Below are 25,403 nucleotides of genomic sequence, written 5' to 3' on the forward strand. Positions count from 1 at the left end.
TGGCGCAGGCGCGCCTAGTGCTCCACCGGCAACTCCGCCGCAGTCGAAATCAGTGCATCGAATAGAACTGCCGCCAGCGGATCGGCGCCTGGTGCCGAGCGTGTCAGCCGGAAGGTGGTGGCCAGGACGCCGCCGCGTCCGACACGTTTTTCTCCGATGATCGCTGCAGGCTTGTGGACCCAGCCGCAGACCATGCCAGCGTGCACGTTGCTGCCGAACTCCCACGGCCGGAAACCGGTCAGCAGGTGGTGCGGCACCACTTCGGAAAAGCTCAGATCGAAAATCGGGCCGCCCGGAATGTCGGCGAAATGACCTTCACGGCGCAGCCAGGAGAACCCGGCAATCCAATCGCCGCGCCAGATCGTGCCATCGCGCTCGACGAGACTGATGCCCGGCAGGTGCTGATCGAGGCTGGGATGGAAGGTCTTTCCATCCGCGACGATCGAGCGGTGCGGCAGCTCGCCTTCCGGCATGTCGGTGCGCAGATTGCTGTTGGTTTCGACGCTTCCATCCGCAAGGATCAGGTAGCGAGCGCCGGCCTTGATCGCCTCGACGTCCTCGCCATTAACGGCATGCACAAGAACGATATCGGCCTCGCCGGCTGGCACCACGGCGTAGCCGAGGGCGCGGACGTAGTGGGCGAGTTTGGGATCGGAGACCGCAATGGTTGCGAGATCAGAGGATTTGCGCGGGGCAAACAGCGCGATATCGCAGCTATTGCGCGATAGCACTTCGCCACCGGCTTCAAGAACGAACTCGAGCCGCGCCATGGCATTGTCATCGCGGCTCGGCAGGGCAAGCGACTGCGTACCGAGATCACACACGGACACCGGTCCGGTTGCGGGCACATCGACGCTGCCTGATACTGCGCCGCTCCACGACAATGTCGCTCCCGAGGGAACCGAGCCGCCGCCAGTGGCGATGCTGAGTTCGATCTCGAGGGTATCACCGGCCCAGGCTGCATAGCGCTGTGGGCGCGGCACAATGACGATATCGGTGTTTACGGTGGCAAAGACATCGTGGAAGACGCGCGGGTTGCGCTCGATATCCATGAGGCCATTGGCTTCCCAGTGGACGTCCGTCAATTCGGTGATGACGTAGCCCATGATCGAGGGATAGCGGCGCATCTCCTCGATCTGGTAGCGCAGGTTCATGAACTGGTACCACTGAACGCTCTCGATGAAGGCATCGAACGAGCCGAAGCTGCGCGCCAGATCGAGCGAGGCGAAGCGCTCTTCGATGCCGTGCGGCAAGGCAACGCCGTCGCCCCAAAGTGCTCCGGTTTCAAACCAGGCTGGCTCCGAGCCATCGTCGCGGCGCAGCTTCTTGGGATCGGGCAAACCCCAGACGCCGAACTCGGAAACGATGAGCGGTTCGTCGCCCGTTCGCTCGGCATCGCCTAGCGGCGAAAATGTCCAGTCGGCACCTTCTGCAAACTGGGCGGTTATGTCGTCCCACTCCTGCCGGCGTTCCGGGACGGAGCGATAGTAGTGGTAGTCGTTGAGATCGGTCTTGAGATGGAAATTCGGGAAGCAGGCCGAGTTGTCCACCACCAGCCGCGTGGGGTCTTCAGCCTTGAGCCAATCGTAGCTATCCTTGAGCCACTGACGATGCTCGGCGTTTTCGACAAGCCGCGTGCCCCAATCCTCGTTGATCAGCGTCCAGGCGATGATCGAGGGATGATTACGGTCCCGCTCGAGAATACCAGCCATGGTGTCACGCATGCGGCGCGCGGACTCGGTGGTGAAGTTGGCTACGTTCGGAACCTCTGTCCAAACCAGCAGCCCGAACCGGTCCGCCACGTCATAATAGCGAGGATCGGGCACCTTGATATGGCAGCGCAGGGTGTTGAGACCCAGTTCGATCGCCTTGCGGGCCTGATCCTCTAGGAACTCGATCGAAGGCGGGGTATAGATGTCGTCAGGGTAGTAGTCCTGATCGAGAGCGCCGCGCATATAGATCGGCTTGCCGTTGAGCAGGATCTGCCCGTTGGCGGTACTGATGCTTCGAAAACCGAATGTCTGCTCAACAACATCGCCTGTGTCAGGCAGGCTGACAGTCAGGGTGTAGAGATTAGGCTGCCCAATATCCCATAAGCGCGCATCAGGCACATCCAGCTTTGCGGTGACCGCCTCGGCCGCCGTGACGTCGGCTTGTGCGACGACAGTGCCATTGTTGTCGCTGACTTCCACGAGAGCCCGCAGGCCTTCTGCCGCAGTAGTGAACTGCATGTCTGCCGTCAGGGCGCCATGCATATCCGCGGTTATCGTCACCCGCTGCAGCCGCTTTGGATCGCGCGCTTCAAGGCTTACTGACTGCCACAGCCCACCGATGCGGCCATACCAGGAAATCTTGCCGTGCGGGATCTCTGAGAAGGGGAATGCCGGGAAGTCGCGGTGACTTGCCGAGGGCATGGTCACCCGAACTTCCAGCTCGTTACTCGGGCGCAGCTTGGATTTATCGATCGGCATTTCGAAGGGCAGGAACGCGCCTTCGCGGGTGCCGATCACATTGCCGTTCAGCAGGACCTCGCAATAGTAGCTGACAGCACCAAAGTGCAGCACGAGGTCGGCATCCCAGCCGTTGGGTACCGAAAAGCTGCGCCGATAAACAGCATGCCCGAAAGTATCGACGAGATCGGGAAACTCGGCTTGCCAGGGTCTCGGAACGTGGGCTTGCCGCCACGGACCGTCTTCATGCCTGAACTCCCAGACACCATCCAGCGACAGGCTCTTGCGTGGCGCCACTTCGGCATCGGCAACCACGGCACACTCCAGACCCATAACCTCCCCCTCGCTTTTATTAGTTATATTATTATCAGCATATGTTTGAAACGGTGCTGTTGGCAATAGGCACTGAAGGCTGCAAAAAGGCGGCGCACCGTTTTGCGATCGAACGGCGCAATCGGCGTGGCTTTGAGGGTAAGGACGGCAGTTGGAAAAGCGGGCGACCATGCACGATGTGGCCGAGCGCGCCGGCGTCTCGCAGGCTACCGTCTCGCTGGTTCTGAACGGGGTACCAAATGCCCGGATTTCGCGGGCGACCCGCCGCAGGGTCGAGGACGCCGTTGCCGAACTCGGATATCGGCGCGGACGCGCGCATGTCGTCCCCGTCGACCGCAAGCGCGTGATGGGACTGTTCATCGATGAGGTATCGACAACGCCCTTCGCCGCCCCCCTGATCGAAGGCGCGCGCGACGAGGCGGCGCAGCAGGATGTGACCGTGGCGACGTTCTGTACCGGCAACAATCCGGTGCTGGAGCGCGCCGGAATGGAGATGCTTGCCAGCCAAAACGCGATAGGGGCGATCTACTGCACGCTAATTACCCGCGAAGTCGTCGTGCCCGAGGCGTTTTCTTCGCTGCCGCTTGTCTTGCTCAATTGCTACGAGAAGCGCGTGCATCACCCCGCGGTGGTGCCTGGCGACATTGTCGGTGGGTTTACGGCGACCGAAGCGTTGCTCAAGGCCGGCCATCGCCGCATCGCGCATCTTGCCGGAGAGCACATTGTCGAGGCCGCCATCGAGCGCGAAAAGGGCTTTCGCCGCGCCATGAGCAAGTGGCAGGTGCCAGTCGATGAAACGATGGTAACGCTCGGCGGCTGGACAATTCGGGCAGGCCGGGAACGCGCGCTGGCTCTGCTCTCACAAGCCGATCCGCCGACCGCGATATTCTGCTTCAACGACCGCATGGCGATTGGGTGCTACGAGGCAGCACGCAGTTTGGGCCTGTCCATACCCGAAGATCTGTCCATCGTCGGCTTCGATGACGAGGACATTGCGGCCAATATGGCCCCACCCCTGTCAACGATGGTGCTGCCACACGACGAGATGGCGCGATGGGCGGTCGAACAGCTGCTTGATGGCTCAGAAGGCATCGATGCGGACGAGCGCGTGCAAAAACTCAAGATTGAGTGCGAGTTTGTGGAGCGCCAGTCGATTGCCCCGGCGGCGAGATCGTAAGGTCTTGCCGCGGCTGCGCGACTGACGCGCGCACAACCAACGGGCACTCCAGCTTGGTCAGCGGATGTCGCGCATCCAAACGGTCTTCTGCGAGCTGTTCGGCGATCCACTGCCCCATCGCCCGGTGCGGCAATACCGACGTTGTCAGCTGCGGATGGAGGTGCCGGGCGATTTCCTCGTCGTCATAGCCGACGACCGACATATCGACGGGAATGTCGAGCCCTGCTTCCTTCAATGCCTCATAGCAGCCGATGGCCATCCGGTCGTTCTGGCAGAAAATCGCGGTCGGCACCTCGTCCAGGGCGAGGATCTGCCGTGTCGCCTCAAAGCCGGCACTCGCGGACCAGTCTCCATAAAGCACTAGATCCGCATCGAAGGGGATGTCCGCCGTCGCCAGTGCCCGGCGATATCCCTTGAGGCGATCCTGCGCCGCCTCCATCCAGATTTCCCCGGTAATCGTTGCGATGCGCTGATGACCGTTGGAGATCAGGTGGTGCGTTGCGCGCTGTCCCCCGGCGATTTCGCTCGGCACCACGGCAGGATGCTGCTGGCTGTCGGCATAGCAGTTGAGTAGCAAAACCGGGATTTGGAGATCCAGTAAAGATTGCGGCAGTTCAACTTCGCGGGTGAAGATCGTCATGTACACCAGCGCCGAGGCCCCTTGCGCGACAAAGGTCTCAATCAGCTCGGCCTCGAGCTCGGCATTGTTGCGGCTTTGCGCGACAAACACGAGGTCTCCCGAGGCTTCTGCTGCCTGGCTCAAGCCCTCTATCGCCTGAACGGCTTCGGGGCTGGTCGCGAGCTGATCAACGATGAAGCCTATCTTGCGACCAGCTTGGTAGCGCCGAGGTTCCGCCACCGCCTGTGGCTGCGCGGCCCTGTATCCAAGCCTACGCGCGGTGTCGAGCACCCGCCGACGCGTATCTTCGGAGAGGCGGATCCCGGGTGCATTATTAAGGACGAACGAGACGGTGGCCTGCGAGCATCCGGCTTCGCGCGCCACATCTGTCATCGTGACCCTGCGTCCACCCGTATCATTCTTTCTTTGCCGGCTTTTGCGCCGGCCATCTGATGTCGCGGATTTTACCATGATACTGCGGCGTTAAGTTTGCTAATAGTCTTTAGCAGCTAATATTAGCGTTGTCTCGCCTTTGCATCCCGGCAATGCAGCTGTGTGCCCGCCGCATCCCGCAGCTGATCATGACCGGATTCGAGCACTTATGCCCTTCACTCACCCAAGCACCACGAGCATTCAGGCAGGCGCTATGGCAGCCGCGTAGATGCCGAGCACTCGGTCGACTGCGGCGAGCAGTAGCGCTCTGGGCTGGGGAGCGACATGGCCTGCAACGACCTCCGGCCAAAGTTCCGGGAGGTATTGCGATATCAGCGTTTCCGGGATGTCGCGATCTGCCAGCCGGTCCATCAGATCGGTGACCAGCTGCTTCGCCTCCGGGGTGGTCCAATAGTACCGGATACGGTCCGAATAGCTGTAGTGCCGCAGCAGCCGCTGGGTGAGGTCGTCGCCTGGATAATAACGTTCCCAATGGCCAGGCTCGCGCAGCATCAGCGCTTCCATGCCGGCTTGAAGTCCGGATGTGCCGGTCAGCTCCTCGGAGATATGATCGAGCGAATAAAGGGCTTCGCGCAGAGCAAAGGTGAGCCACGGGCCGACCTTGAGAATGCCGAATCCGTCGCGTACCAGGGCTTGAAGTGCATCTTCGCTTTGGTAGTCCGTTGAATGCGCTTCGAACAGGATGCCGAGTTGCGGACGGGCGGCAATGAGCCCCCTCGCCGGCCCTGGCTCGTACAGGACAACATTGTCGTGGCCGAATTCAACGCCGGGCTGCACCACAAGTCCCACAACCTTGCCGAAAGCTTCGGCAATGCCTGCGGCATCGAACGCTTCGCGGTGTTCTTCGACCGTCTGTTCGGCATCAGCGGGAGTGGTCGGTACAAGCTCGTCCACGTGTTCGGTTGCCCCGCCCGGAACCGGCACTTCGGTACCGATCACATAGGCAAGCGTTCGCCCGCCGCTATGGCGCTCCGCCACCGCCGCGAGGGAAGCGGCGCGTTTGGCGATCGTCTGTGTCGGTAGCGGCGTCGGATCATCGGCGCAGCTCATGCTGGTATCGAGGTGAATCTTTGTGAAGCCTGCGTCCACATAGGCCGCAACCATGCTCCCGGCCTTTTCCATCGCAGCGTCAGCTGGAAGCTGCTTCCACGGGTTTGGCCCGAGGTGGTCGCCGCCAAAAATCAGTTGCTCGTGCGCAAGGCCGACCCGGTCAACCAAGGTCAGGACCTGGGCGTGGAAATCCGCAGGGCGCATGCCGGTGTAGCCACCGTCCTGGTTCACCTGGTTGCAGGTCGCCTCGATGAGTACCGGCCCGCCGACCCGTGCGGCGCGCAGCAAAGCGGCCTCTAGAACCAGCGGATGTGCCGAGCAGACCGAGGCAATTCCACGTGGCTGGCCAGCGTCATGAGCGCTGATGAGGGTGTCAAAGAACGGATCGCGCATGGTGATTTTCCTCTCGATAAATGATCAGTAATGATCAAAAATACGATTGACAAGGCGCTAAATTGATCATCTTGTTAAGCGAACACGATCAGAGAGACCTATGAAGCCTGACCGCCCCACAGCCATCCGACAGTTGCTTTTTGCCAAGGGCCAGATGTCCATCGCTGATATTGCAGCGGCGGTTCAGGCCTCTGAGCCGACTGTGCGGCGTGACCTGACGCTGCTTGAAGGTGACGGGGCGATTGTGCGCACACATGGCGGCGCACGCATTGCCGAACAGGGCGGCGGGGAACTCGCTTTCGAAACGCGCGAATCCCTGCGCTTGCCGGAAAAGCGCGCGATCAGTGAAGCCGCGTACAATTTGCTGCGCCCCAACTCATCGGTGTTCTTCGATGCGGGTACCACTGTTCTGCAACTGGCGCGGCTGTTGCGCCTGCGGCCCTTACCGCTCAACGTCTTCACCAACTGCCTGCCGCTGGCGCAGGTGCTTCTTGGCGTGGCCGAGGTTAAGGTCACGCTCCTTGGTGGTGCAATGCGCGCCGAGAACGCGTCGGTCGTCGGCGCCCTGGCCGAGGAAACGCTCGAAAAGCTTCGGTTCGACCAGGCCTTTCTCGGCATGGGCGCAATGGGCGACGATGCCGCGATCTATACGGTCGACCCGCAGGAGGCGCGCCTAAACGCCCTGACCCTCGCGCACGCAGCGCGCGGCATTATCCTGACCGACTCCTCGAAATTCGGAAGCTATCTGACCCATCGGGTGCACGTGGTTGGGCCCGGCATCGAGATCATTACCGATGCAGGACTCGACGCTGAGTGGGGACGCCGTCTCAAGCAACTTGGGGTCGCACTGCAAACCGTGGAGCCCGTGGCATGAAGACGGTTCTCGGTATCGACGCAGGTGGATCAAAGACCCTTGCCGCGCTTGCGGACAAGACCGGCGCGGTGCTGGAGCTTTACGTTGGCCCCGGCTTCGACCCCACCCGGCACGATGATCCGGCGGCCAGGCTCCGCGAGCTGTTCAGCCAGTTCACGCCACAGGAGCGTCCTGAGGCAACGACGGCCGGCCTGCCCTATTATGGCGAAGTCGCGCGAATCACGACGCTCGAGGATCGCGTGACCGAAGACGTCTTCGGTCCTTCAGCCCGCGCCTGCAATGACGTGGAAGCTGCCCATATCGGAGCGTTCTCCGGCGGCGAAGGCGTGCTTTGCCTTGCGGGCACCGGCTCGATGGCGTGGGCGCTCGGCCCCTCGGGCACATCACGGGCCGGCGGCTTCGGCGATCTGATTGGCGATGAAGGCTCAGCCTACTGGATCGGTCAGCATGCCCTGTCGCTGCTGTCGCACGAGGCCGATGGCCGGCGCCCCAGCTCATCGTTCGGCGAAAGCCTTTTCGCCTCACTGGGCATCACGCCCGCTGAGCTGCTCGAATGGATCTACAGCCACGACAATCCGCGCGCCGGGATTGCCACCGTTGCACGGCACGTCTCTGAACACGCCGCAGCCGGCGAGTCAGAGGCAAGAGAGATCTTGTCGTCGGCTGGCGGCAAGCTTGCCGACGTTGCACGGGCTGCAGCGACCATCGCGGGCTTACCCGCCGGCGCGGCTCTCGCATGCGCTGGCAGCGTTTTCGCCGACCCGATCGTGCGTACTGAAATCGGTCGCAAGTTCGGCGCCACCCCTACCGCCTGCGAACTGCCACCAGTGGGCGGCGCCGTGTTCGATGCCGCTCGGCGTGCCGGCTGGACGGTGGATGCCACCTGGATTTCTGCACTGCGGGACAATCTTCACAAACGGGGACACGCATGACGCTCTCCCTGCACAAGCACCTAAAGGAAGCCAATATGACGTCGGTCACCGAGAAGGTTATCCGGGACCAGTTCCCCTACTTGCGCCAGGCACTCGATATGCCGGTCCCATCTATCGAAGGCTCGACACGGGTTTTCGTGGGTTGCGGAACATCCTTTTATCTCGCCAAGACCCTTGCCGCTGCGTCCAATATGCTCGGACATCGAGCCATCGCCGTGCCTGGCGCCGAGTGGACGCGATATCACGACGTCTACCTTCCCGAAGAACAGGACGCAGTCGTTATCGGCCTCTCGCGTTCAGGCACCACCACCGAGACAGTCGAAGCGATCCGCGTTTCGCGCGAACGGGGTTTGAAGACCTTCGCCATCTCCTGCGAAGACCAATCCGAGATCATCCTGGCCGCTGACGACAGCGTATTCGTGCCGACCGATCCGCGCGAAGGCATCGTCATGAGTGTCTCTGCCAGCCTGATGCTGTTGGCCGGCTTGCGGCTTGCGGGAGCAACGATCGGAGAGGCCGATATCGCGGCAGCTGAAGAGGCGCTTCAAGCCCTCGACGCCGGAGCCGATATCATCGAAGGCCGCAACCACTTTGTGTTTCTCGGCGCCGGACACCTTTATGGCATCGCCAGCGAGGGCGCGCTCAAGCTCATGGAAATGAGCATCAATCCCGCGCAGCCCTTCCACCCGATGGAATATCGCCATGGCCCCGTGTCGCTGATCGACGAAGGGTCACTCGCGGTGCTGCTCTACAACGGCGCCACTGCAGACGACGAAGCCGTACTCGCAGGCGAACTGCAGGCCAAGGGCGCCCGCGTCATTGGCTTCGGTGGTCCGGGCGATCTGTCCATCGGCACCGCAACAAACACGCCGGCCGGCGCCCTCCGCGTTCTTCCGGCCCTCCAGCTTCTTGGCGAAAAAGTCGCCGTTGCCCGCAACATCGATACTGAAACACCGCGCCACCTGACCAAGGTCGTGGTGCTGAACCAGCAGGCTTGAATAGCATGACAAAGATCACCCTCGTCGGCGCCGGCTCGACAGTTTTTGCCCAGAACATCCTTGGCGATGTTCTCTCCAACCCCGAGCTTGCGGACAGCGAGATTGCGCTGTTCGACATCGATGAAGAGCGGCTCTCGACCTCCGAAGTGATGTCGAGACGCATTGGCTCGACGCTCGGTCTCGACAAGTTGCGCATCACCGCCACGACCAATCGCCGCGAGGCGCTGGAAGGCGCCGATTTCGTCATCCTGATGATGCAGATCGGTGGCTACAAGCCGGCGACCGTCATCGACTTCGAGATCCCGAAGAAATTCGGCCTGCGCCAGACCATTGCCGACACGCTTGGCATTGGCGGCATCTTCCGCGCCTTGCGCACCATTCCGGTGGTGCTCGACGTGGCACGCGACATGGAAGAGCTGTGCCCCAACGCGTTGATGATGAACTACATCAACCCGATGGCGATGATCTCGTGGGCGGTGCAGGAAAAGTACCCGAACCTCGCCTATGTGGGCCTGTGCCATTCCGTTCAGGAGACAGCCGGCCACCTCGCCGAAGTTCTCAACGAGGATATTTCGGCGATCGACTACACTTCGGCAGGCATCAACCACGTGGCGTTCTTTTCGAAGTTCGAAAAACGGCTCGCTGACGGTACGCGCGAAGACCTCTATCCGCGTCTCAAGGCCATCGCCGAGGCAGGCAAGGCTCCGGATGGCGACAAGGTGCGCTTCGAAGTTTTGCGCCAGCTCGGCTACTTCGTCACCGAAAGCTCGGAGCACTTCAGCGAGTACACACCCTGGTTTATCAAGCGCGGCCGCACGGACCTCGTTGATCGTTTCCAGGTGCCGCTCGACGAATATATCCGGCGCTGCGAAGAGCAGATTGCAGAGTGGGAAGTGCTCAAGGACGAGCTGGAAGACGAGAGCCGCCCGCTCGAAGTGGAGAAATCCAACGAGTACGCCGCCGCGATCATTCACGGCATGGTCACCGGCACCAATCACCTGATCTACGGCAATCTGCGCAATAACGGGCTGATCTCCAACCTGCCGAACGATGCGGCTGTGGAGGTACCGTGCCACGTCGACCGCAACGGCATTCAGCCCATCCGCGTCGGCGCAGTCCCGCTGCAGCTGGCCGCCGTCATGCGCTGGCAGACCAATGTGCAGGAACTGACCGTCGCTGCGGCGCTCACCGGTCGGCGTGACCACATCTACCACGCTGCCATGCTCGATCCGCACACTGCCGCCGAACTGGCCCCCGATGAAATTCGCCAGCTCTGCGACGAGCTGATCGAGGCTCACGGCAACTTCTTGCCTAGCTACCACTGAGGAGTGAGGCACCATGGCCCAGGTCTCCGTCGCGCAACTGAAAAAGACCTATCACAAGACCGATGTGCTGCACGGCATCGACTTCGATGTCGCTGACGGCGAGTTCGTCGCCCTCGTCGGCCCGTCGGGCTGCGGTAAATCCACTCTGTTGCGGATGATTGCGGGGCTTGAGGACGTCACCGGCGGCAAGATCAGCATCGGCGAGAAGGTCGTGAACGATGTATCGCCCAAGGATCGGGACATCGCCATGGTGTTTCAGAACTATGCACTCTACCCACACATGACTGTCGCGCGGAATATGGGCTTCTCGCTCTATCTGCGCGGCGGCGCCAAGGACGAAATCGCCCGGCGGGTCCAGGAAACCTCGGCCATGCTGGGGCTGAGCGATTTGCTTGATCGCCTTCCCGGACAGCTTTCCGGAGGTCAGCGCCAGCGTGTGGCCATGGGACGCGCCATTGTGCGCCAACCATCGGTATTCTTGTTCGACGAGCCTCTCAGCAACCTCGATGCGGCACTCCGCGTGCAAATGCGCGCCGATATCCGCGATCTGCACGACCGGCTGGGCTCGACCTCGATCTTCGTCACGCACGATCAGATCGAGGCGATGACCATGTCGGACCGCATCATTGTGCTGCGCAACGGGAAGCTGGAACAGGCCGGCACGCCGCTCGATCTTTACGATCGGCCCGGCAACGCATTCGTTGCCGGCTTCATCGGCTCGCCAGCCATGAACCTGCTGCCCGGGGAGATTGTAGAGGGCGAGGTCAGGCTCAATGACAAGCTCACCGTTCCTGCCGAAAGCCGCGCTGCAGGCTCGGTCATCTGGGGCATCAGGCCCGAGCATCTGGACTGGACGCCTGAGGCCGGCAGTGGCGTAATCTCCGGCACGGTGACAGGCATCGAACGCACGGGTTCTTCCGATCTCGTGATTGCCGATTGTTCCGGGTGCCGGATCATGGCGGTTTTCCAGGAGCGCCATTCTATCGAGCGGGGCAGCACGGTTCACCTGCGCCCCCGCCCCGGCTTCGCTCATCTGTTCGATGCTGAAACCACGGTGCGTCTGGCATGAGTATCGCGCTCAACGACTTTCAGCCGAAGCCGTCGCTGGTGCGTCCCGAAACGCACCTCGCCGGCCCCTCGATGCCGTTTGTCGATGCGCACAATCATCTTGGGCCGTTTGGCGGCGACTGGGACCAACGCCCACCCCAAGAGCTGTTCGATCACCTGCGTGCGCATGGATGCGTACACTACGTCGATCTCGATGGCGGCTGGGGTGAAGATATTCTGGATGACCGGCTGCGCCGCTACAAGCAGTTGGAGCCCGAGAGCTACAGGGTTTTCGGCGGCGTCAATTGGGCGCTCTGGGCTGACGAAGGCAACGCATTCCCGCAAAAGGCTGCGGCACGGCTGAGGGATCAGGCAGCACGCGGCGCCGAGGGGCTCAAGATCTGGAAGCCATTCGGCCTCACGGTGCGCGATCAGCATGGCGCGTTGGTTGCGGTGGATGACGAACGGCTGGACCCGATCTGGGCCACTGCCGGAGAGCTCGGCCTGCCAACGCTTGTTCATGTTGCAGACCCGGTCGCGTTCTTCTCTCCAATCGATGGCACGAACGAGCGATACGAGGAGTTGCAGACGCATCCGGACTGGGCTTTCCCCTCCCCGCCTTTTCCAACTTTCGGGTCAATCCTCGAAGGGTTTGCCAACCTCGTCCGCAGGCATCGCGGCACGACGTTCATTGGGGCGCACGTTGCCTGCTATGCCGAAAACCTTGCCTGGGTTTCCTCGCTGCTCGACGAATGCCCAAACCTGATGATCGATTTTTCGGCGCGCATCGCCGAGCTCGGCCGGGTGCCCTATAGCGCGCGCGAATTCCTGCTGCGTAACCATCAGCGCGTCCTGTTCGGCACCGATGCCGGCCCGGATGCCGAGGCATGGGCGCTCTATGCCCGCTTTCTCGAAACGCGTGACGAGTACTTCAACTACTCAACAGAATCGGTGCCCCCGCAAGGGCGCTGGATGATCTACGGCCTGCACCTCCCGCAGGACGTTCTCAAGGCGATCTACCATGACAATGCGGCACGGCTATTTGGCCTTGAAGCTGCAGAGACGGATCGCCGCCACCCGCAAACTAACTCCAACCACAAGTGAGGGAACTATGAAGCTTGTAACAACCACAGGGCTGGCGCTCCTGATGGCGGTAGGGGCCGCCGGATCCGCCTTTGCCCAGACCGAAATCACCTTCTCGCTCTGGGGCAGCCCCCAGGAAGGCGAGGTCTGGCAGGAAATCGCCAGCGCCTTCGAAGCCGAGCATCCCGATATCGCCGTTAATGTCGAAGTTGCGGACTGGGACGGCTATTGGGAAAAGCTGCGCGTTCAGGTCGCTGGCGGTACACCGCCCGACGTGTTCGCAATGGACGCACCGCTTTATCCGGATTGGCAATCGCGCGGGGTGCTGCTCAACCTGCAACCCTATCTCGATGCCGATCCGGAAATGCTCGACGGCATCTACCCAACGACGCTCGAAGCCTACAAGACCGACGAGGGCATGTTCGGTCTTCCTCGTGACTTCCAGACGATCGTCCTGTTCTACAACAAGGACATGTTCGACGCTGCGGGGGTCGAGTACCCAACTTCCGAGTGGACCTGGCAGGATTTCCGCGATGCTGCCGCTGAGTTGACCATCGACAAGGATGGCGACGGCACGACCGACCAGTGGGGCGCCTGGGCCGAAGTCTATGACATGGAGCCGCTCTGGGGCCCCGTTGTCTGGTCCCATGGCGGCGAGATCGTTGATCCGGAAGCCGGTGAAACGCTGATCGACAGCCCGGAGGCCATGGAAGGCTTCGAGTTCATTCGATCGGTCTGGCTCGATGACAAATCCATGCCGACATCCGAACAGCTGAGCCAGTATGGCTGGGACGGACTTTTGTCTGGCGTTGCCGCGATGGGGTTTTCGGGCCACTGGTCGGTGCCTGAATATTCCCAGGCCGGGCTCAATCTCGGTGTAGTGCCGATGCCGGAAGGCCCTGCTGGCCGCAAAACCATGGTGAACTCTGCAGGCTTCGTGGTTTCCGCCAGTACGCCGAACCCTGACGCAGCGTGGGAATTCGTCAAGTACGCGACGTCTGAAGCCGGACAGACCGAACTGGCAAAGATCGGTCTCGCGATCCCGATCCGGGAAAGCGTCACCAGCAGCGACGCCTATCTCGGCCAGGAAGCCGACATTGACCATCAGGTCTTCGTCGACGCGCTTGAGTACGCCAACGTCAAACCATCCTTCAAAGGCTACGAGGAGTGGTCCGGCGCCGTCGGTGATGCGCTCAGCCTCGCATGGAGCGAAGGCGTACCGCTCGAAGATGCCTTGGCCGAGGCGGTCGACTACGGCAATGACGCCCTGGCAGCCAACAGGTAGGCATGATGGCTAATCTCCGTCCACTGGGGCTCGAACGGGCATGGCTGCTGATCTTTCTGCTGCCGACCCTGTTCGGGCTGGCTCTTGGAGCCTTCGGCTCCATCTTCGCCACGCTGAGTATCAGCTTCATGGACTGGGACTTGCTGACCCCGCCGGTTGCGGCGGGGTTCAGCAACTACGTCGGACTGCCTGATGACCGGCTGTTTAATCAGGCCTTCTGGAACACCTTGGCCTTCGCGGGTCTTTATGTGCCGCTTACGGTCGTCATCAGCCTGTTCGTGGCGCTGGGCCTCAATCGCAAGCTGCCCGGTACCACGTTTTTCCGGATCGCTTTTTTCCTGCCCACAGTGTCCAGCCCCACCGCAGTGGGTCTGCTGTGGACCTGGATTTATGCGCAGGACAATGGCGTTCTCAACGAAGCGATCACCGCGCTCGGCGGTGACCCGGTGCGCTGGCTCAGCCGCGACGTGGCGCTCTATTCCGTGGTCATCGCGAATGTCTGGGGCGCCATAGGCGGCGGCATGATCATCTTTCTGGCAGGGCTACAGTCCATCCCGCGCGATTTTTACGAAGTGGCAGATCTTGATGGGGCCAAGCCGTGGCAGCGTTTGTGGTTCATCACCCTGCCGGCGCTGGCGCCCTCGATGTTCTTCCAGACCGTTCTGACCACTATCAATGCCTTCCAGGCATTCGACTATATCTACATCCTGACCCGCACCGGGAACGGCAATTCCAATATGCCGACACTGGTGTTTTCGATCTATCGCAGCGGCTTTCGGTTCTTCCGGATGGGTGATGCGGCGGCGCAAGCAGTGGTGCTGACGGCAATCATCCTGGTGCTGACCTTCGTCTATTTCCGTCTGCAGAAAAAATGGGGGGCAACCGCATGAACAGAACCGCCGATAAACGCCGGTTTTGGGGCGATATCGCAGCCTTCGCCGCGCTCACGCTTGGTGCTCTATGCATGGTCGGCCCCTTTGTGTGGATGATCTCCACCAGCCTCAAGCCGATTGCCGAACAATACGACATGCGCCTGATCCCGCAGACCATGACACTTGAGAACTACCCGCGGCTGGTCGACATCATGCCGATCCATCTGCAGCTGCTCAACAGTTTCATCATCGCAGGCATCTCGACATTCGGACAGCTGCTGACATGCTCGATGGCCGGCTTCATCTTCGCCGTCGTCAGATTCCCGTTCCGCAATGTCCTGTTCGTGCTGCTGCTGATCACGCTGATGGTGCCGGCGCAGGTCACCGTCATTCCGCAGTTCATCGTGTTCCGCTTCTTGGGGCTCTATGGAACACAGGCACCGCTTTACCTTCCGGCTTTTCTGGGTGGCGCTTTTGGCACCTTCCTGATGCGCCAGTATTTTCTGACGATCCCCTCAGAGCTGGCCGAGGCCGCACGCATTGATGGCGCATCGCTGGCGCGCATCTTCTTCACCATCTATCTGCCGCTGGCCAAGCCTGCCCTCGCCGCCTTCGCGATCTTTGCCTTCATGTTCTCGTGGAACGACCTGTTTCAGGCTCTGATCTATCTGCCATCTAACATGGAGCAAACGACTGTTACGGTCGGCCTCGCACTGTTCCAGACGCAGTATGCCGGACAGTGGCCGTTGATGATGGCCGGGTCGCTGCTCGCCGTGGCGCCGATCATTCTGGTGTTCTTCTTTGCTCAGAAATACTTCATGGGCGGCATCGCCATGTCAGGGCTGAAATGAGCGGCACCTTGGCGCCCGTTGATCCAGCCAGGGCGCATCGCCTGATCAATCACGGGCCGACCGTTCTGATCTCGTCGACTCATTCCGGCGTCGACAACGTCATGCCCGCAGCATGGGCCACCGTTCTCGACATGGCGCCCGCCAAGGTTGTTGTCGTGATTGATCGCGCAACGAAAACGCGTGAGCTGGTCGACGCAAGCGGCCGTTTCGTCCTGCAGGTCCCGGTTGTCGCCCAGCTGGCGCTTGTTGATTTCCTCGGCATGCACTCTGCACAAGATGAGCCGGACAAGCTCGACCGAGCCGGCGCCACGCTATTTCGAATGCCCGGGCACGACCTGCCGTTTGTTGCCGATTGCGCAGGGTGGATGGCGTGCCGTGTTCTAACCGAGCCAAGCAAGCCCGAAACTTACGACTTGGTCCTTGCAGAAGTCGAGGCAGCCTGGTCCGACCCGCGCATGTTCCGCGACGGCCGCTGGGTCACCGACGCGCCGCCGGACTATCGCACGCTTCACCACGTGTCCGGCGGACGCTATTTCGCCATCGGCGAGACGATCGACGTCGATCGCAGCCCGGACGAGGGTCCGGGCAACTAGGCCAGAACCTCCTTGTTGCCGAGCCGGCGCCGAGGCGTACTGGTCCTAGTTGGACGGCCGACTTCGGGCAAGATGACTGGAAAGGAAGGTGGTCGAAGCCGTCACCTGCCTATCAGCGGCGCAGCACATCCTGCCATTCCGGATGGCGCTCTATCTGCGCTTTTGCGAACGGGCAGAGCGGCACAATAGTGACACCTTCGCGCCTTGCATCCTCAATCGCCTGGCGCACCAGTCGCTCGCCGACCTTGCGTCCACGCAAGGCGGTCGGCACTTCCGTATGATCGATGATGATGAGGCTTTCGCCCGCTCGGCTATAGGTCATCTCTGCCTCAACATCATCAATGACCAGGCGATAGCGCCCCTTCGGCGTGCCATCTTCCCTCTCGACCGTCCCGGCATCCAGCGCGGGAGCGGAGTTCACCTCTGCGGCGTCAGGGGCCCGCACTTGTTGCGGCTGGCCGTGGGCACATTCCAACAGATCGCGGTCCCAGCCGGCCAGGTCGGCAGCGGCCTCGTAGCTCGATACGAGGAAGCTCATCAGGGCCGCATCGGGATTAGCGGAGGACTGGACGGCCTCATAGGGGAGCACGAATTCGGACAGTTCCTCATGCCAGAAGGCGGCGTCCAAGACCTACCTGCGCCCCGTCATCGACCAGATTGAGGTCGCTGACGACATCGTGCGGATCGTCGGCGACAAGGCACGCTCGAACAGGTCATCGCGGGCAATGCAGACGTTCGCAGTTTTGCACGAGAATGGCGCGCCACTCATGATGAAAATGGGCACTGGGAAATCGAGGTGCCCAGATGCAGGAAAAGATAAGCTATAACAATGGAGTATCTCCCTCAAGCGAACAGCAGTACCGGGAGCGGATGCAACAGTTGGTGCGGCGGTGGCAGCGCAGGAGGTCGCCGGATCAGGCGCAGGAAGACGTCGTGAGCTTCGTCAATTGGCTGATCAACTGCCGGTCCGGCCTCAGTGCTGCGAGTTGGCGCAACTACAAGGCATCAGTCGTCTGGGCGATGGAAGAGATCCCCAGTAATTTTTTCAAGGCTGCAGCATGCTCCGATGTTCAGACTGCGCTTGAGATGCTGAGGTCGACAGGCCAACGTGGTTTGAGTTTGCATGCTGACCGGACGTCTGGGCTAAAGGCACGCCGGGTCAAGGACAAAGACCTGATAAGGCTTGAGGCGTTCTTCGCGAAGTCCAGGTCCAGATATGCTACGTTCGTCCCCATGATGGTTCGGGTGAGCAACTTGGCCGGCCTGCGGCCATGTGAGTGGCCTTCGGCGCGTCTTTCCGTCGGGCTCGGCGGCAACGCGGCTGTGCTTATCGTAGAAAACGCAAAACACACAAATGGACGTGGACACGGGGAGTTTCGCACGATCATTTGGGAGGAACTGCCAGACGACGTGGTCGAGGATCTTAGGCAGTGGCTAGCCTACGTTGCGGAATCCGTTTCGGGCGCCACGAGCGTCGCATCAGTTTGGAAAGAGACCATGAAGGGCCTTGCTCGAGAGCTCTATCGTGCCAACAAGAAGTTGTGGCCGCGCCGCAAGAAGCATATCGCGCCGTATTCTGCGCGTCAGGAATATTCCGCCCGATTGAAGAGCGTACGTGACCCGGAGGTGGCCGCAGCCCTGATGGGGCATGCTGTCGATGACACCGCATACCGACATTATGCAGGAAACCGAAGGTCCCGAGGGCACCCAGACAAATTTCACGTGCCCGACGCGAACCCGACAGAGGTCGCTAAGGTGAGAAAGACTGGCTGGCAGGACAAGTTCGAAGACTTCAGAGGCGCCAAGGCTGCGACGCCCAAGCTGTGATGAACGCACGCCGCTTGCTCGCGTCAACTTTGTTCCATGACACGTCTTTGGCGATCCGGCCGATCATTTTTCCCCGGGTCCGGCGCCTATCTGCTTGGAGCAAATGTCTCAGGTCAAATCCGCTTCGCGCCCCATTATCGACCGTTCAGCCTGCGATTTCGGGTTCCCGAAAGCAGCCGGTCCGCTCTGGGGTGATGGGGTGGACGCCCCCCGGCGGCATCGATGTGCCAAAGTGGAGGTGTTGAAGCACCACTTGAGGAGGCGCCCATGTCGGAAGTTACCACAATCGGTCTGGATATCGCGAAGAACGTTTTCCACGCGCACGGTGCGGATGCGGGCGGTCGAGCGCTGTTCAGCCGGAAGATCAGCCGCACGAAGTTGCTGGAGTTCTTCGCTCGGCAACCACAGTGCCTGGTGGCGTTGGAGGCGTGCGGCGGTGCGCATCACTGGGCTCGCGAACTCACGCTATTGGGTCACGAGGTGAAGCTGATGCCTCCGGCTTACGTGAAGCCCTTCGTGAAGCGGAACAAGAACGATGCGGTCGATGCCGAGGCCATCTGCGAGGCGGCGCAGCGCACGAACATGCGGTTCGTAGCGATCAAGAGCGAGGAACAGCAGGCCTCGGCCTTGGTGTTCAGAACCCGCGACCTTCGTGGCCATCTCCCCGAGTATGGCTGGGTTGCGCCAAAGGGGCCGTCGCACATAGCTGTGCTGAGTGGCCTACTCGATGGCGAGATGGGATCATCGCTTCCGGATGCGGCCACACCCATGTTGCACGATGCTCGATCTGCTTGAAGCGCTGAACGGGAAAATCGGCGAACTGGACAAGGAGATCGCGCGGCAGAACTGCGAACACCTACTACATTGAAATCACTAGGTAATCTAGCACCGCCGCTGACGGCCGCACATTCATCGAGCCTGCCCAATGACTGAAAGGGGGTCGGATGCCGAACGGCAGGTTTCTTTCGCCCGTGGCTAGAACCGGTCAGTCCGGTTTCAGCCCCTACCCTGCCCTTCCGCCAAGCTTGACCAATGACTGAAATGGGGCCGGAAGCTGTCCGTCCGGTTCCAGCAAGGAAACGGACGGACAGCTGACGTTCGGCATCTGACCCAATTTCTGCCATCCACCGAATCCAGTTTGAACACACCTGACTGCCGTTTGACAAATTACCAAAAATAGCCATGCTCATTAACATGAGCACTGTTTATCCCAAACGGTTGAATACTGGTCGTCGTCCGCCACGCTGATCGCCTGGTGCTGCTACCTGCCAATGGCAAGAGCGGCACCAGGATGCTCTGATTCACCCCAACAACTGCTCCAGATCCACCATCGCACACCCGCTGTGCGGGGTGGTGCACGTCTCGTCGAGGCAATCATTATGACGTTCAAGTATTCTGTGACGCTGCCCGTCAGCGGGGGCGACAAGCTGCGCCGGTTTCGTGAGTGGGCTGGTGAACACGTTCCTGCCCTGAGCTATAGTCTTCCCGTCCAGACCGTTGGCAAGACTCAGGCCGTGACTATCGAGCTGAGGTCTCTAGTCGACCGCAAGCAATTGCTTGAAGCATTTTCAAAATCTGCCAGAATCTAGGGAATTCACAATGCGAGTATTTAGGTACTGCCGTTCTTGCACGAGGCCACGACCTCGCTCAGCATTTCGATGTCCATGGTGTTTTAATGACTGTAGGAGGCTCAAGTCGGCGAAGGCGCAAGTAGCGTGGAATTCCGAGCGGGTGAGAGGGTCGAAGAGGTGACAACCATTACATTGGCGGATTGGGTGCAGTCACCAGACATCTTGGTCGAAGAGAATGAGCATGGAGTTCTGACCACCGCAGCGCTGACTGATGGCACCCAAAGTGCTGAAGAGATCGATTTTCTTCTCTACGAGCTTGATCGAGCCAAGGTGACGAGCAACGCTTTGTTGCCCACCGACATCGTGCGCCTCAACAGTATAGTGCGTTACAGATCCATCACAGAACCACAGCGCACGATCAAACTGGTGCTGCCCAAGGAAAGAGAGGAGAATTACGAGTACCGACTGTCTGTTACCACATTGCATGGTGCAGCCCTCTTGGGTCTACGACCTGGTCAAAGTCTTTCGTGGATCACCCCAGATGGGGCAGCAGACCAGGTTGAAGTCCTTGCGGTAGCCAATACGGTGATCGGTAGGTGAGGTTTTAATAGCTGCCTTGCCACAAGCTCGACGGGGACCATCGCCCCGTCGAGTAATTCTGACAATCAGTTCAAGTGTTCTAACAGGAAGTTCGTGACTGTCTTCGTCGTCACAGTCCGACCAGCAGTTGTAGCCGGGGTGAATTGATGACCAGCACATTGATCGCACCGAGGTGCCGGAGGAGTGCCACCACGAGGTAGGCTGTCACGAAGGTGGCAGTACGCTCCGATGCGGCATGCGACCGTCACCTCAGCACACAATTTTGAGTTTCGCGCCTGATGTACGGCGGACGGGCTGATACGGGACTGCCTCCACATAAAGCCGATCGAGTCGTCCGTCTCGCTGCAAGACATCGACGACCTGCCCGGCTTGTGCACCGATCAGTGCCAGTCCGCGTGGTGTTTCCAATAGCAGAGTCATACCGTTGATATGTTCGTCAGGTCGTCGGACGAGTGTACGCTCTTCTGTGCCACCACCAGGCGGCAGGAACCGCACCCTGCTATGAAGCGTCACCACGTTCGGCGGTAGATCCGACGGAAAGATGAGCGCAGCGGTTCGTAGTTTGGCTCGCACAAAGCTGGTCGCGCCAGGAAACGGTTCGCTCCAGCACTGGATGAGGGTCTCGAGGAGTGTGTAGTCGTTCGAAGTGAGAATGGCAGGTTGGTTCATGGATAAAGCTCCGGCATCAAGGGGGCAGTCAAATCCCCTGGCCGAACGCATACCTAGCCGGCCAGGGGCGCCACTCCCGCTTGATGTCTCCATGCATGGCGACCCATTCTACGCCTCCAGCCGTTCGGCAGGCTGACTCACCGAAAGGACCGTCAGCACGTGGTGACGCCCGTCACGAGCCTCCCAGGTAATGGACTGGCCGGCCCGCAAGCCAATGAGCGCCGCACCGATTGGAGTCAGAACTGACACCCTGCCCCCGGAGATGTCTGCATCGCGTGGATAGACGAGCGTCACTTCGACACTCGTATCGCGATCGGTTCGATAGTGAACACGAGAGCCCATCCGAACCACGTCGCTTGGCAGTTTTCCCTCCGGAACGACGCGGGCACGTTCCATTTCGGTGAGCAGACTCTCCGCGGCCGCATGCGATGCACCGGCAGCAAGCTCGAATAGCTTCTGGTGCTCATTGGCGGCGACGATGATGCGTGGACGCAAAGGGCGACTGGACATGGATTGAGTTCCGATCGTGCATATCGCGACGCCCCAGCCCATGGTGATGCATGGGACATGAGACGCACATAAGTAAGAATCTGGGTAAGAGCTGTCTTCCCCTAAGCCCGACACCGCTCACGGCGGTTAGGCTTAGGGTATCTATCCTGCGACCGGATTCTCCCGGCGCATCGCGTATGCAAAGGTGATCTTGTTCGGGCTCATGGACGGGACCGTAGGCCATTCGCTGGGGAAGTCAAGCGAACCGGGCAGCGCCTGCTTGACCCGCCGCTGCCGGATCACATAGGGGCATCTCGCGACAGTTTATATTACGCCGAGAGCACGCATGGCTTCGGCAACGCGCACGAAGCCGGCGATGTTGGCACCAAGAACATAGTTTCCGGGATCGCCATATTCTTCGGCCGTTTCCGCACACGTGTCGTGGATGTGACGCATGATCTCGGCAAGCCGGTCTTCCGTCTCTTCAAACGTCCAGCTGTCACGCGACGCGTTCTGCTGCATCTCCAGCGCCGATGTCGCCACGCCACCTGCATTTGCCGCTTTTCCCGGTGCGAACAGGACGCCGCCCTTCTGAAACTCCCTCACAGCTTCGGGGGTGGACGGCATATTGGCGCCCTCGCCCACGGCAATCACGCCATTCGTCACGAGGGTACGTGCGTCCCTGCCTGTCAATTCGTTCTGGGTCGCACTCGGCATCGCGATTTCGCATGGCACATCCCAGATTGAACCGCCTTCCACGTACTGCACGGTGCTGCCCTTGCGCCGAGCGTATTCCGAAATCCGCTCCCGACGGACTTCCTTGATTTCCTTCAACAGCGGCAGATCGATCCCGTCCTCGTCCACGATATAGCCGCCGGAGTCTGAGCACGCCACGACCTTGCCACCAAATGCCGTGAGCTTCTCGATCGTATAGAGAGCCACATTGCCCGAGCCGGAGACGACAACCCGTCTGCCTTCTAGGCCGGACCCACTATGCGTAAGCATCCGATCAACGAAATAGGCCGCACCGAAGCCGGTTGCCTCCTTGCGGGCCCGCGACCCCCCGTAGGTTAGCCCCTTGCCGGTCAGAATGCCTGCTTCGTAGCGATTGGTCAGGCGCTTGTATTGGCCGAACATGTAGCCGATCTCACGCCCTCCGACGCCGATGTCCCCGGCGGGCACGTCGGTGTACTCTCCGATGTGACGATGCAATTCGGTCATGAAGGATTGGCAAAACCGCATGATCTCGCCGTCGGATCGGCCGCGAGGATTGAAGTCGGAGCCGCCCTTGCCGCCACCGATCGGCAGGCCCGTCAGTGCGTTCTTGAAGATCTGCTCGAAGCCGAGAAACTTGATGATGCCGAGATTCACCGAAGGGTGAAACCGGATGCCGCCTTTATACGGTCCGAGGGCGGAATTAAATTGCACGCGGAAGCCGCGATTTATGCGCACCTGGCCACCATCGTCGACCCACGGGATACGGAAGATGATCTGGCGCTCGGGTTCGCATATCCGCTCGAGGAGCGCATTCTCAAGGTAGCCCGGATGTTTGGCGACGACCCGGCCCAGGCTTTCCAGAACTTCACGCACGGCCTGATGAAACTCCGGCTCCCCGGCGTTTCGACGCTCCTGTTCGGCCAGGATCGGTTCAAGTTTCTCGTCAATCATTGGTAGGCTTCCCATGCAATACATACTCGCTCGGGCTGTTTAGCAGCGCGGGCCAAACATGACGAGACGTAGGGAGCCCACCGGCATTCGCCGCAGCCCCTGTTGACAGCGCATCGAGCTTTGCCGGTCTGGCACGAAGGGACCACTGTCTCACGGGCGACCCGGACACAAATGGTGCGATCGCGGGCGCGATATCGATGACGAGGGATTAGTTTCTGAACAACGCCAGCCGTTCACCTTCGATAAATGTGGAGAGGTCGATCAAAGTTTCCGTCGTCTGCGGGTCGGCAATTGCAGGGATCAGCCGGCTGAGCCAATCGCGGATCTCATCCAGGTATCGCGGAACCTCTGCGACGTTCGGCTCGAGAGGCGGCACCGGCGCGGCTGGAGGATCGTGTCGTGGGCGCTCCCCCGCTGAAAGCGATCGCAACAGGAGCGACCAGCGCGCATAGTCTACCCCCGCCTGAACGAAAGGCGGGTGGTTGTTATCTGCCCGGTCTTGCAGCAAGATGGCGCGCAGCAATTGGGCCATGTCGAGGCTGAGGCGCTTCAGCTGTCGCCTAACCACGTCCGGTTCGAGGTGCCCCATATACGCTCCCACCATCTCGTCCGCATAACACACCGGTGAACTCACGACTGTCTTTCCGGGAGTGGCACCGCCGACCAGAAGCAGGGCCTCGGCTTCGGCAAGGATCGTTTTCAAGCGATCGGCAGCTCGTGGAATGAAGGCGACGGCGTCAACACCTGTCCCTGCGTAAAGAGCCATGGCACCAAGATCGCCAGTTGTCGTTCGCAAGGGCGAGTCGGTGCTGAACAGGTAGATCGGGCGACCGTCCTCTTCGCAGATCACCTCCTGAGGCCTCCCGTGCGGCAGACCTCTGACGCCGCTGGTTACATCCGACTTGAGAACTCTAACCATGGCGTCAGCGGGCCAGTTTATGTGAAAAACGTCGGTCACTACCGTGTCCTCGGCAACGGCATTCAGCAGCCGCTCCTTGTGAAAGGCGTGCGCAAATGATTCTTCTGTCGCAAGAAACGCCGTACCCAGCACGATCCCCTCGGCGCCGAGCGCCAACGCCGTCACCAGGTCGCTGCCCCGTCCCATGCCGCCTGCGGCCAGAACTGGGATATTGAGAGCGTTGGTCACTTCGGGAAGGAGCCTTGCCAGCGCGGTAGTGCCACGAACGTGACCACCCGCCTCGCGGCCCTGTGCGATGACCAGATCGACGCCCGCGCGTTCAGCCAGCAGCGCTTCGTCTGCCGACCCCACCTGCTGAACCACGACGATACCCGCGGCGCGGAGCCGCCCGACGATCTTTTCGTCGATATCCCAGAACAGCCCGACTACCGGCACTGAACAGTCGATACAAACGCCAATCTGGCGCTCGAGCAAGTCGGCATCGGTCGCTGCGGGAATGATATTGACGCCGAAATTGTCACAGCCGAGTGCACGAAGCCGCTCGATTTCACTGATCATTATGGCTGGCGATTCCCGCACCATGCCGAGAAAGCCAAAGCCCCCGGCTCTGGAAACCGCCCCGACGAGCTGGGATCTGGACACGCCTCCCATTCCGGCAAGAACGATCGGCGTTTCACAGCCAAGCAGATGGCAGGCGGCAGTATGCGGAAGTTGCGACATCAGGATCTCTCCATTGTCAGATAATCAGCCTTACGCCGACACAGTTATCCGTTGGGTTCACCTGCAGCGTAGAGCACTGCACCGAGTAAAATCGACTCTCTGCGACCTTCGACCATAGCCTGTGAGGCCCGATCCAAGTGTAGGTATTTCCACATCTGGAGATTCCTGTTCCAACGCATCCGATATCAAGCGATTGCGAGACGCCAATGAAAACATTCGGCACACACCCACCATCCAGCGGCACCGCCATCAAACGCGGACTCGTTGGCCGCTGCCCCAATTGCGGCCAAGGCAAGCTCTATCGCCGCTACCTCGATCCCGTCGAAACCTGCGACGTCTGCGGTGAGCAACTCGGCGGCCGATACCAGGTCGGTTTGCTGCTGCCCCTCATCGTCATCACGGTGGTGGGTCATATTCTGGTCTTCGGGCTTCTTGAGCTCTCGCGTCATGAGGTCAACCCGCTGATGTCGTTGATCATTCTCGTGCCTGTGACACTGATCGCCTCATTGCTTCTGCTTCCACCAGTCAAGGGCCTGCTTATAGGCCTGCTCTGGTCACGCGACCTCAGCGACGAACAGCGCTAGCTGATCGCCCGCAAATTGAGG

Annotated in this window: 24 protein-coding genes; 16 read left to right on the forward strand and 8 right to left on the reverse strand. The window is 60.6% G+C overall.

The genetic code is table 11. The features are described from left to right. Positions 1–14: 14 nt before the first annotated feature. Positions 15–2,783, reverse strand: coding sequence for a glycoside hydrolase family 2 protein (locus tag IE127_RS15875; RefSeq protein WP_189426675.1), 2,769 nt, complete (start codon positions 2,781–2,783; stop codon positions 15–17). A 151-nt stretch (positions 2,784–2,934) separates the two neighbouring features. Between IE127_RS15875 and IE127_RS15880 the strand changes: the two genes are divergently transcribed. Next, positions 2,935–3,960 (forward strand): LacI family DNA-binding transcriptional regulator, encoded by a 1,026-nt coding sequence (locus IE127_RS15880; RefSeq protein WP_189426676.1) that lies wholly within the window; start codon positions 2,935–2,937, stop codon positions 3,958–3,960. Here the strand turns inward: IE127_RS15880 and IE127_RS15885 are convergent. Beyond that, positions 3,902–4,972 (reverse strand): LacI family DNA-binding transcriptional regulator, encoded by a 1,071-nt coding sequence (locus IE127_RS15885; protein ID WP_189426677.1) that lies wholly within the window; start codon positions 4,970–4,972, stop codon positions 3,902–3,904. The two genes, IE127_RS15880 and IE127_RS15885, sit on opposite strands and share 59 nt — an antisense overlap. Before the next feature lie 240 nt (positions 4,973–5,212). Continuing rightward, the gene (locus IE127_RS15890) at positions 5,213–6,475 is read right to left on the reverse strand and encodes a D-tagatose-bisphosphate aldolase, class II, non-catalytic subunit (RefSeq protein ID WP_189426678.1); all 1,263 of its coding nucleotides are present in this window, start codon (positions 6,473–6,475) and stop codon (positions 5,213–5,215) included. A gap of 100 nt (positions 6,476–6,575) precedes the next feature. On the opposite strand from IE127_RS15890, the gene IE127_RS15895 reads away from it, so the two are divergent. From IE127_RS15895 to IE127_RS15940, 10 genes are read left to right on the forward strand one after another with little or no spacing between them, the layout of a single operon-like run. After that, complete coding sequence (locus IE127_RS15895; protein WP_189426679.1) at positions 6,576–7,349, forward strand: DeoR/GlpR family DNA-binding transcription regulator; 774 nt, start codon at positions 6,576–6,578, stop codon at positions 7,347–7,349. Next, positions 7,346–8,281, forward strand: coding sequence for an N-acetylglucosamine kinase (locus IE127_RS15900; protein ID WP_189426680.1), 936 nt, complete (start codon positions 7,346–7,348; stop codon positions 8,279–8,281). The genes IE127_RS15895 and IE127_RS15900 overlap by 4 nt, the downstream gene beginning before the upstream one ends. Then, positions 8,278–9,279 carry an SIS domain-containing protein gene (locus IE127_RS15905; protein WP_244640240.1) on the forward strand — a complete coding sequence of 334 codons (1,002 nt, stop codon included), beginning with the start codon at positions 8,278–8,280 and terminating at the stop codon, positions 9,277–9,279. The genes IE127_RS15900 and IE127_RS15905 overlap by 4 nt, the downstream gene beginning before the upstream one ends. A gap of 5 nt (positions 9,280–9,284) precedes the next feature. Next, the gene (locus tag IE127_RS15910) at positions 9,285–10,604 is read left to right on the forward strand and encodes an alpha-glucosidase/alpha-galactosidase (RefSeq protein ID WP_189426681.1); all 1,320 of its coding nucleotides are present in this window, start codon (positions 9,285–9,287) and stop codon (positions 10,602–10,604) included. Positions 10,605–10,617: 13 nt separating this feature from the next. Further along, a complete protein-coding gene (locus IE127_RS15915) occupies positions 10,618–11,673 on the forward strand; it encodes an ABC transporter ATP-binding protein (RefSeq protein WP_189426682.1) in 1,056 nt (351 codons plus the stop codon). Further along, positions 11,670–12,755 carry an amidohydrolase family protein gene (locus tag IE127_RS15920; RefSeq protein WP_189426683.1) on the forward strand — a complete coding sequence of 362 codons (1,086 nt, stop codon included), beginning with the start codon at positions 11,670–11,672 and terminating at the stop codon, positions 12,753–12,755. The genes IE127_RS15915 and IE127_RS15920 overlap by 4 nt, the downstream gene beginning before the upstream one ends. Before the next feature lie 7 nt (positions 12,756–12,762). Continuing rightward, a complete protein-coding gene (locus IE127_RS15925; RefSeq protein ID WP_189426684.1) occupies positions 12,763–14,019 on the forward strand; it encodes an ABC transporter substrate-binding protein in 1,257 nt (418 codons plus the stop codon). A gap of 5 nt (positions 14,020–14,024) precedes the next feature. Next, on the forward strand, positions 14,025–14,909 hold the full coding sequence (locus IE127_RS15930; RefSeq protein WP_189426685.1) for a carbohydrate ABC transporter permease: 885 nt from the start codon (positions 14,025–14,027) through the stop codon (positions 14,907–14,909). Beyond that, complete coding sequence (locus IE127_RS15935; RefSeq protein ID WP_189426686.1) at positions 14,906–15,742, forward strand: carbohydrate ABC transporter permease; 837 nt, start codon at positions 14,906–14,908, stop codon at positions 15,740–15,742. Before IE127_RS15930 ends, IE127_RS15935 begins: the two co-directional genes overlap by 4 nt. After that, positions 15,739–16,335: a flavin reductase family protein gene (locus IE127_RS15940; RefSeq protein ID WP_189426687.1), complete on the forward strand. Its 597-nt coding sequence runs from the start codon at positions 15,739–15,741 to the stop codon at positions 16,333–16,335. The genes IE127_RS15935 and IE127_RS15940 overlap by 4 nt, the downstream gene beginning before the upstream one ends. A 112-nt stretch (positions 16,336–16,447) precedes the next feature. Here the strand turns inward: IE127_RS15940 and IE127_RS15945 are convergent, their stop codons facing one another. Continuing rightward, positions 16,448–16,963, reverse strand: a complete 516-nt coding sequence (locus tag IE127_RS15945; RefSeq protein ID WP_244640241.1) for a GNAT family N-acetyltransferase — start codon at positions 16,961–16,963, stop codon at positions 16,448–16,450. A 176-nt stretch (positions 16,964–17,139) separates the two neighbouring features. On the opposite strand from IE127_RS15945, the gene IE127_RS15950 reads away from it, so the two are divergent. From IE127_RS15950 to IE127_RS15965, 4 genes are all read left to right on the forward strand, one after another. Then, positions 17,140–18,162: a hypothetical protein gene (locus IE127_RS15950; RefSeq protein ID WP_189426688.1), complete on the forward strand. Its 1,023-nt coding sequence runs from the start codon at positions 17,140–17,142 to the stop codon at positions 18,160–18,162. 267 nt (positions 18,163–18,429) lie between these two features. Then, a complete protein-coding gene (locus IE127_RS15955; protein WP_373297330.1) occupies positions 18,430–18,957 on the forward strand; it encodes an IS110 family transposase in 528 nt (175 codons plus the stop codon). A 584-nt stretch (positions 18,958–19,541) separates the two neighbouring features. Beyond that, the gene (locus tag IE127_RS15960; protein WP_189426689.1) at positions 19,542–19,751 is read left to right on the forward strand and encodes a hypothetical protein; all 210 of its coding nucleotides are present in this window, start codon (positions 19,542–19,544) and stop codon (positions 19,749–19,751) included. A gap of 159 nt (positions 19,752–19,910) precedes the next feature. Beyond that, complete coding sequence (locus tag IE127_RS15965; protein WP_189426690.1) at positions 19,911–20,333, forward strand: GreA/GreB family elongation factor; 423 nt, start codon at positions 19,911–19,913, stop codon at positions 20,331–20,333. A 249-nt stretch (positions 20,334–20,582) separates the two neighbouring features. On the opposite strand, the gene IE127_RS15970 is transcribed toward IE127_RS15965, so the two are convergent. From IE127_RS15970 to IE127_RS15985, 4 genes are all read right to left on the reverse strand, one after another. After that, the gene (locus tag IE127_RS15970) at positions 20,583–21,002 is read right to left on the reverse strand and encodes a GreA/GreB family elongation factor (protein WP_189426691.1); all 420 of its coding nucleotides are present in this window, start codon (positions 21,000–21,002) and stop codon (positions 20,583–20,585) included. 108 nt (positions 21,003–21,110) lie between these two features. Then, on the reverse strand, positions 21,111–21,512 hold the full coding sequence (gene rnk, locus IE127_RS15975; RefSeq protein ID WP_189426692.1) for a nucleoside diphosphate kinase regulator: 402 nt from the start codon (positions 21,510–21,512) through the stop codon (positions 21,111–21,113). Positions 21,513–21,815: 303 nt separating this feature from the next. After that, positions 21,816–23,159 carry an NADP-specific glutamate dehydrogenase gene (gene gdhA, locus IE127_RS15980; protein ID WP_210310520.1) on the reverse strand — a complete coding sequence of 448 codons (1,344 nt, stop codon included), beginning with the start codon at positions 23,157–23,159 and terminating at the stop codon, positions 21,816–21,818. Positions 23,160–23,367: 208 nt separating this feature from the next. Next, positions 23,368–24,798: an NAD(P)H-dependent flavin oxidoreductase gene (locus IE127_RS15985; RefSeq protein ID WP_189426694.1), complete on the reverse strand. Its 1,431-nt coding sequence runs from the start codon at positions 24,796–24,798 to the stop codon at positions 23,368–23,370. Between the two features lie 206 nt (positions 24,799–25,004). On the opposite strand from IE127_RS15985, the gene IE127_RS15990 reads away from it, so the two are divergent. Then, a complete protein-coding gene (locus IE127_RS15990) occupies positions 25,005–25,382 on the forward strand; it encodes a DUF983 domain-containing protein (protein ID WP_189426695.1) in 378 nt (125 codons plus the stop codon). The last annotated feature ends 21 nt before the right edge of the window (positions 25,383–25,403 follow it).

This window comes from Devosia pacifica (genome assembly GCF_014652635.1).
GTDB lineage: Bacteria > Pseudomonadota > Alphaproteobacteria > Rhizobiales > Devosiaceae > Devosia > Devosia pacifica.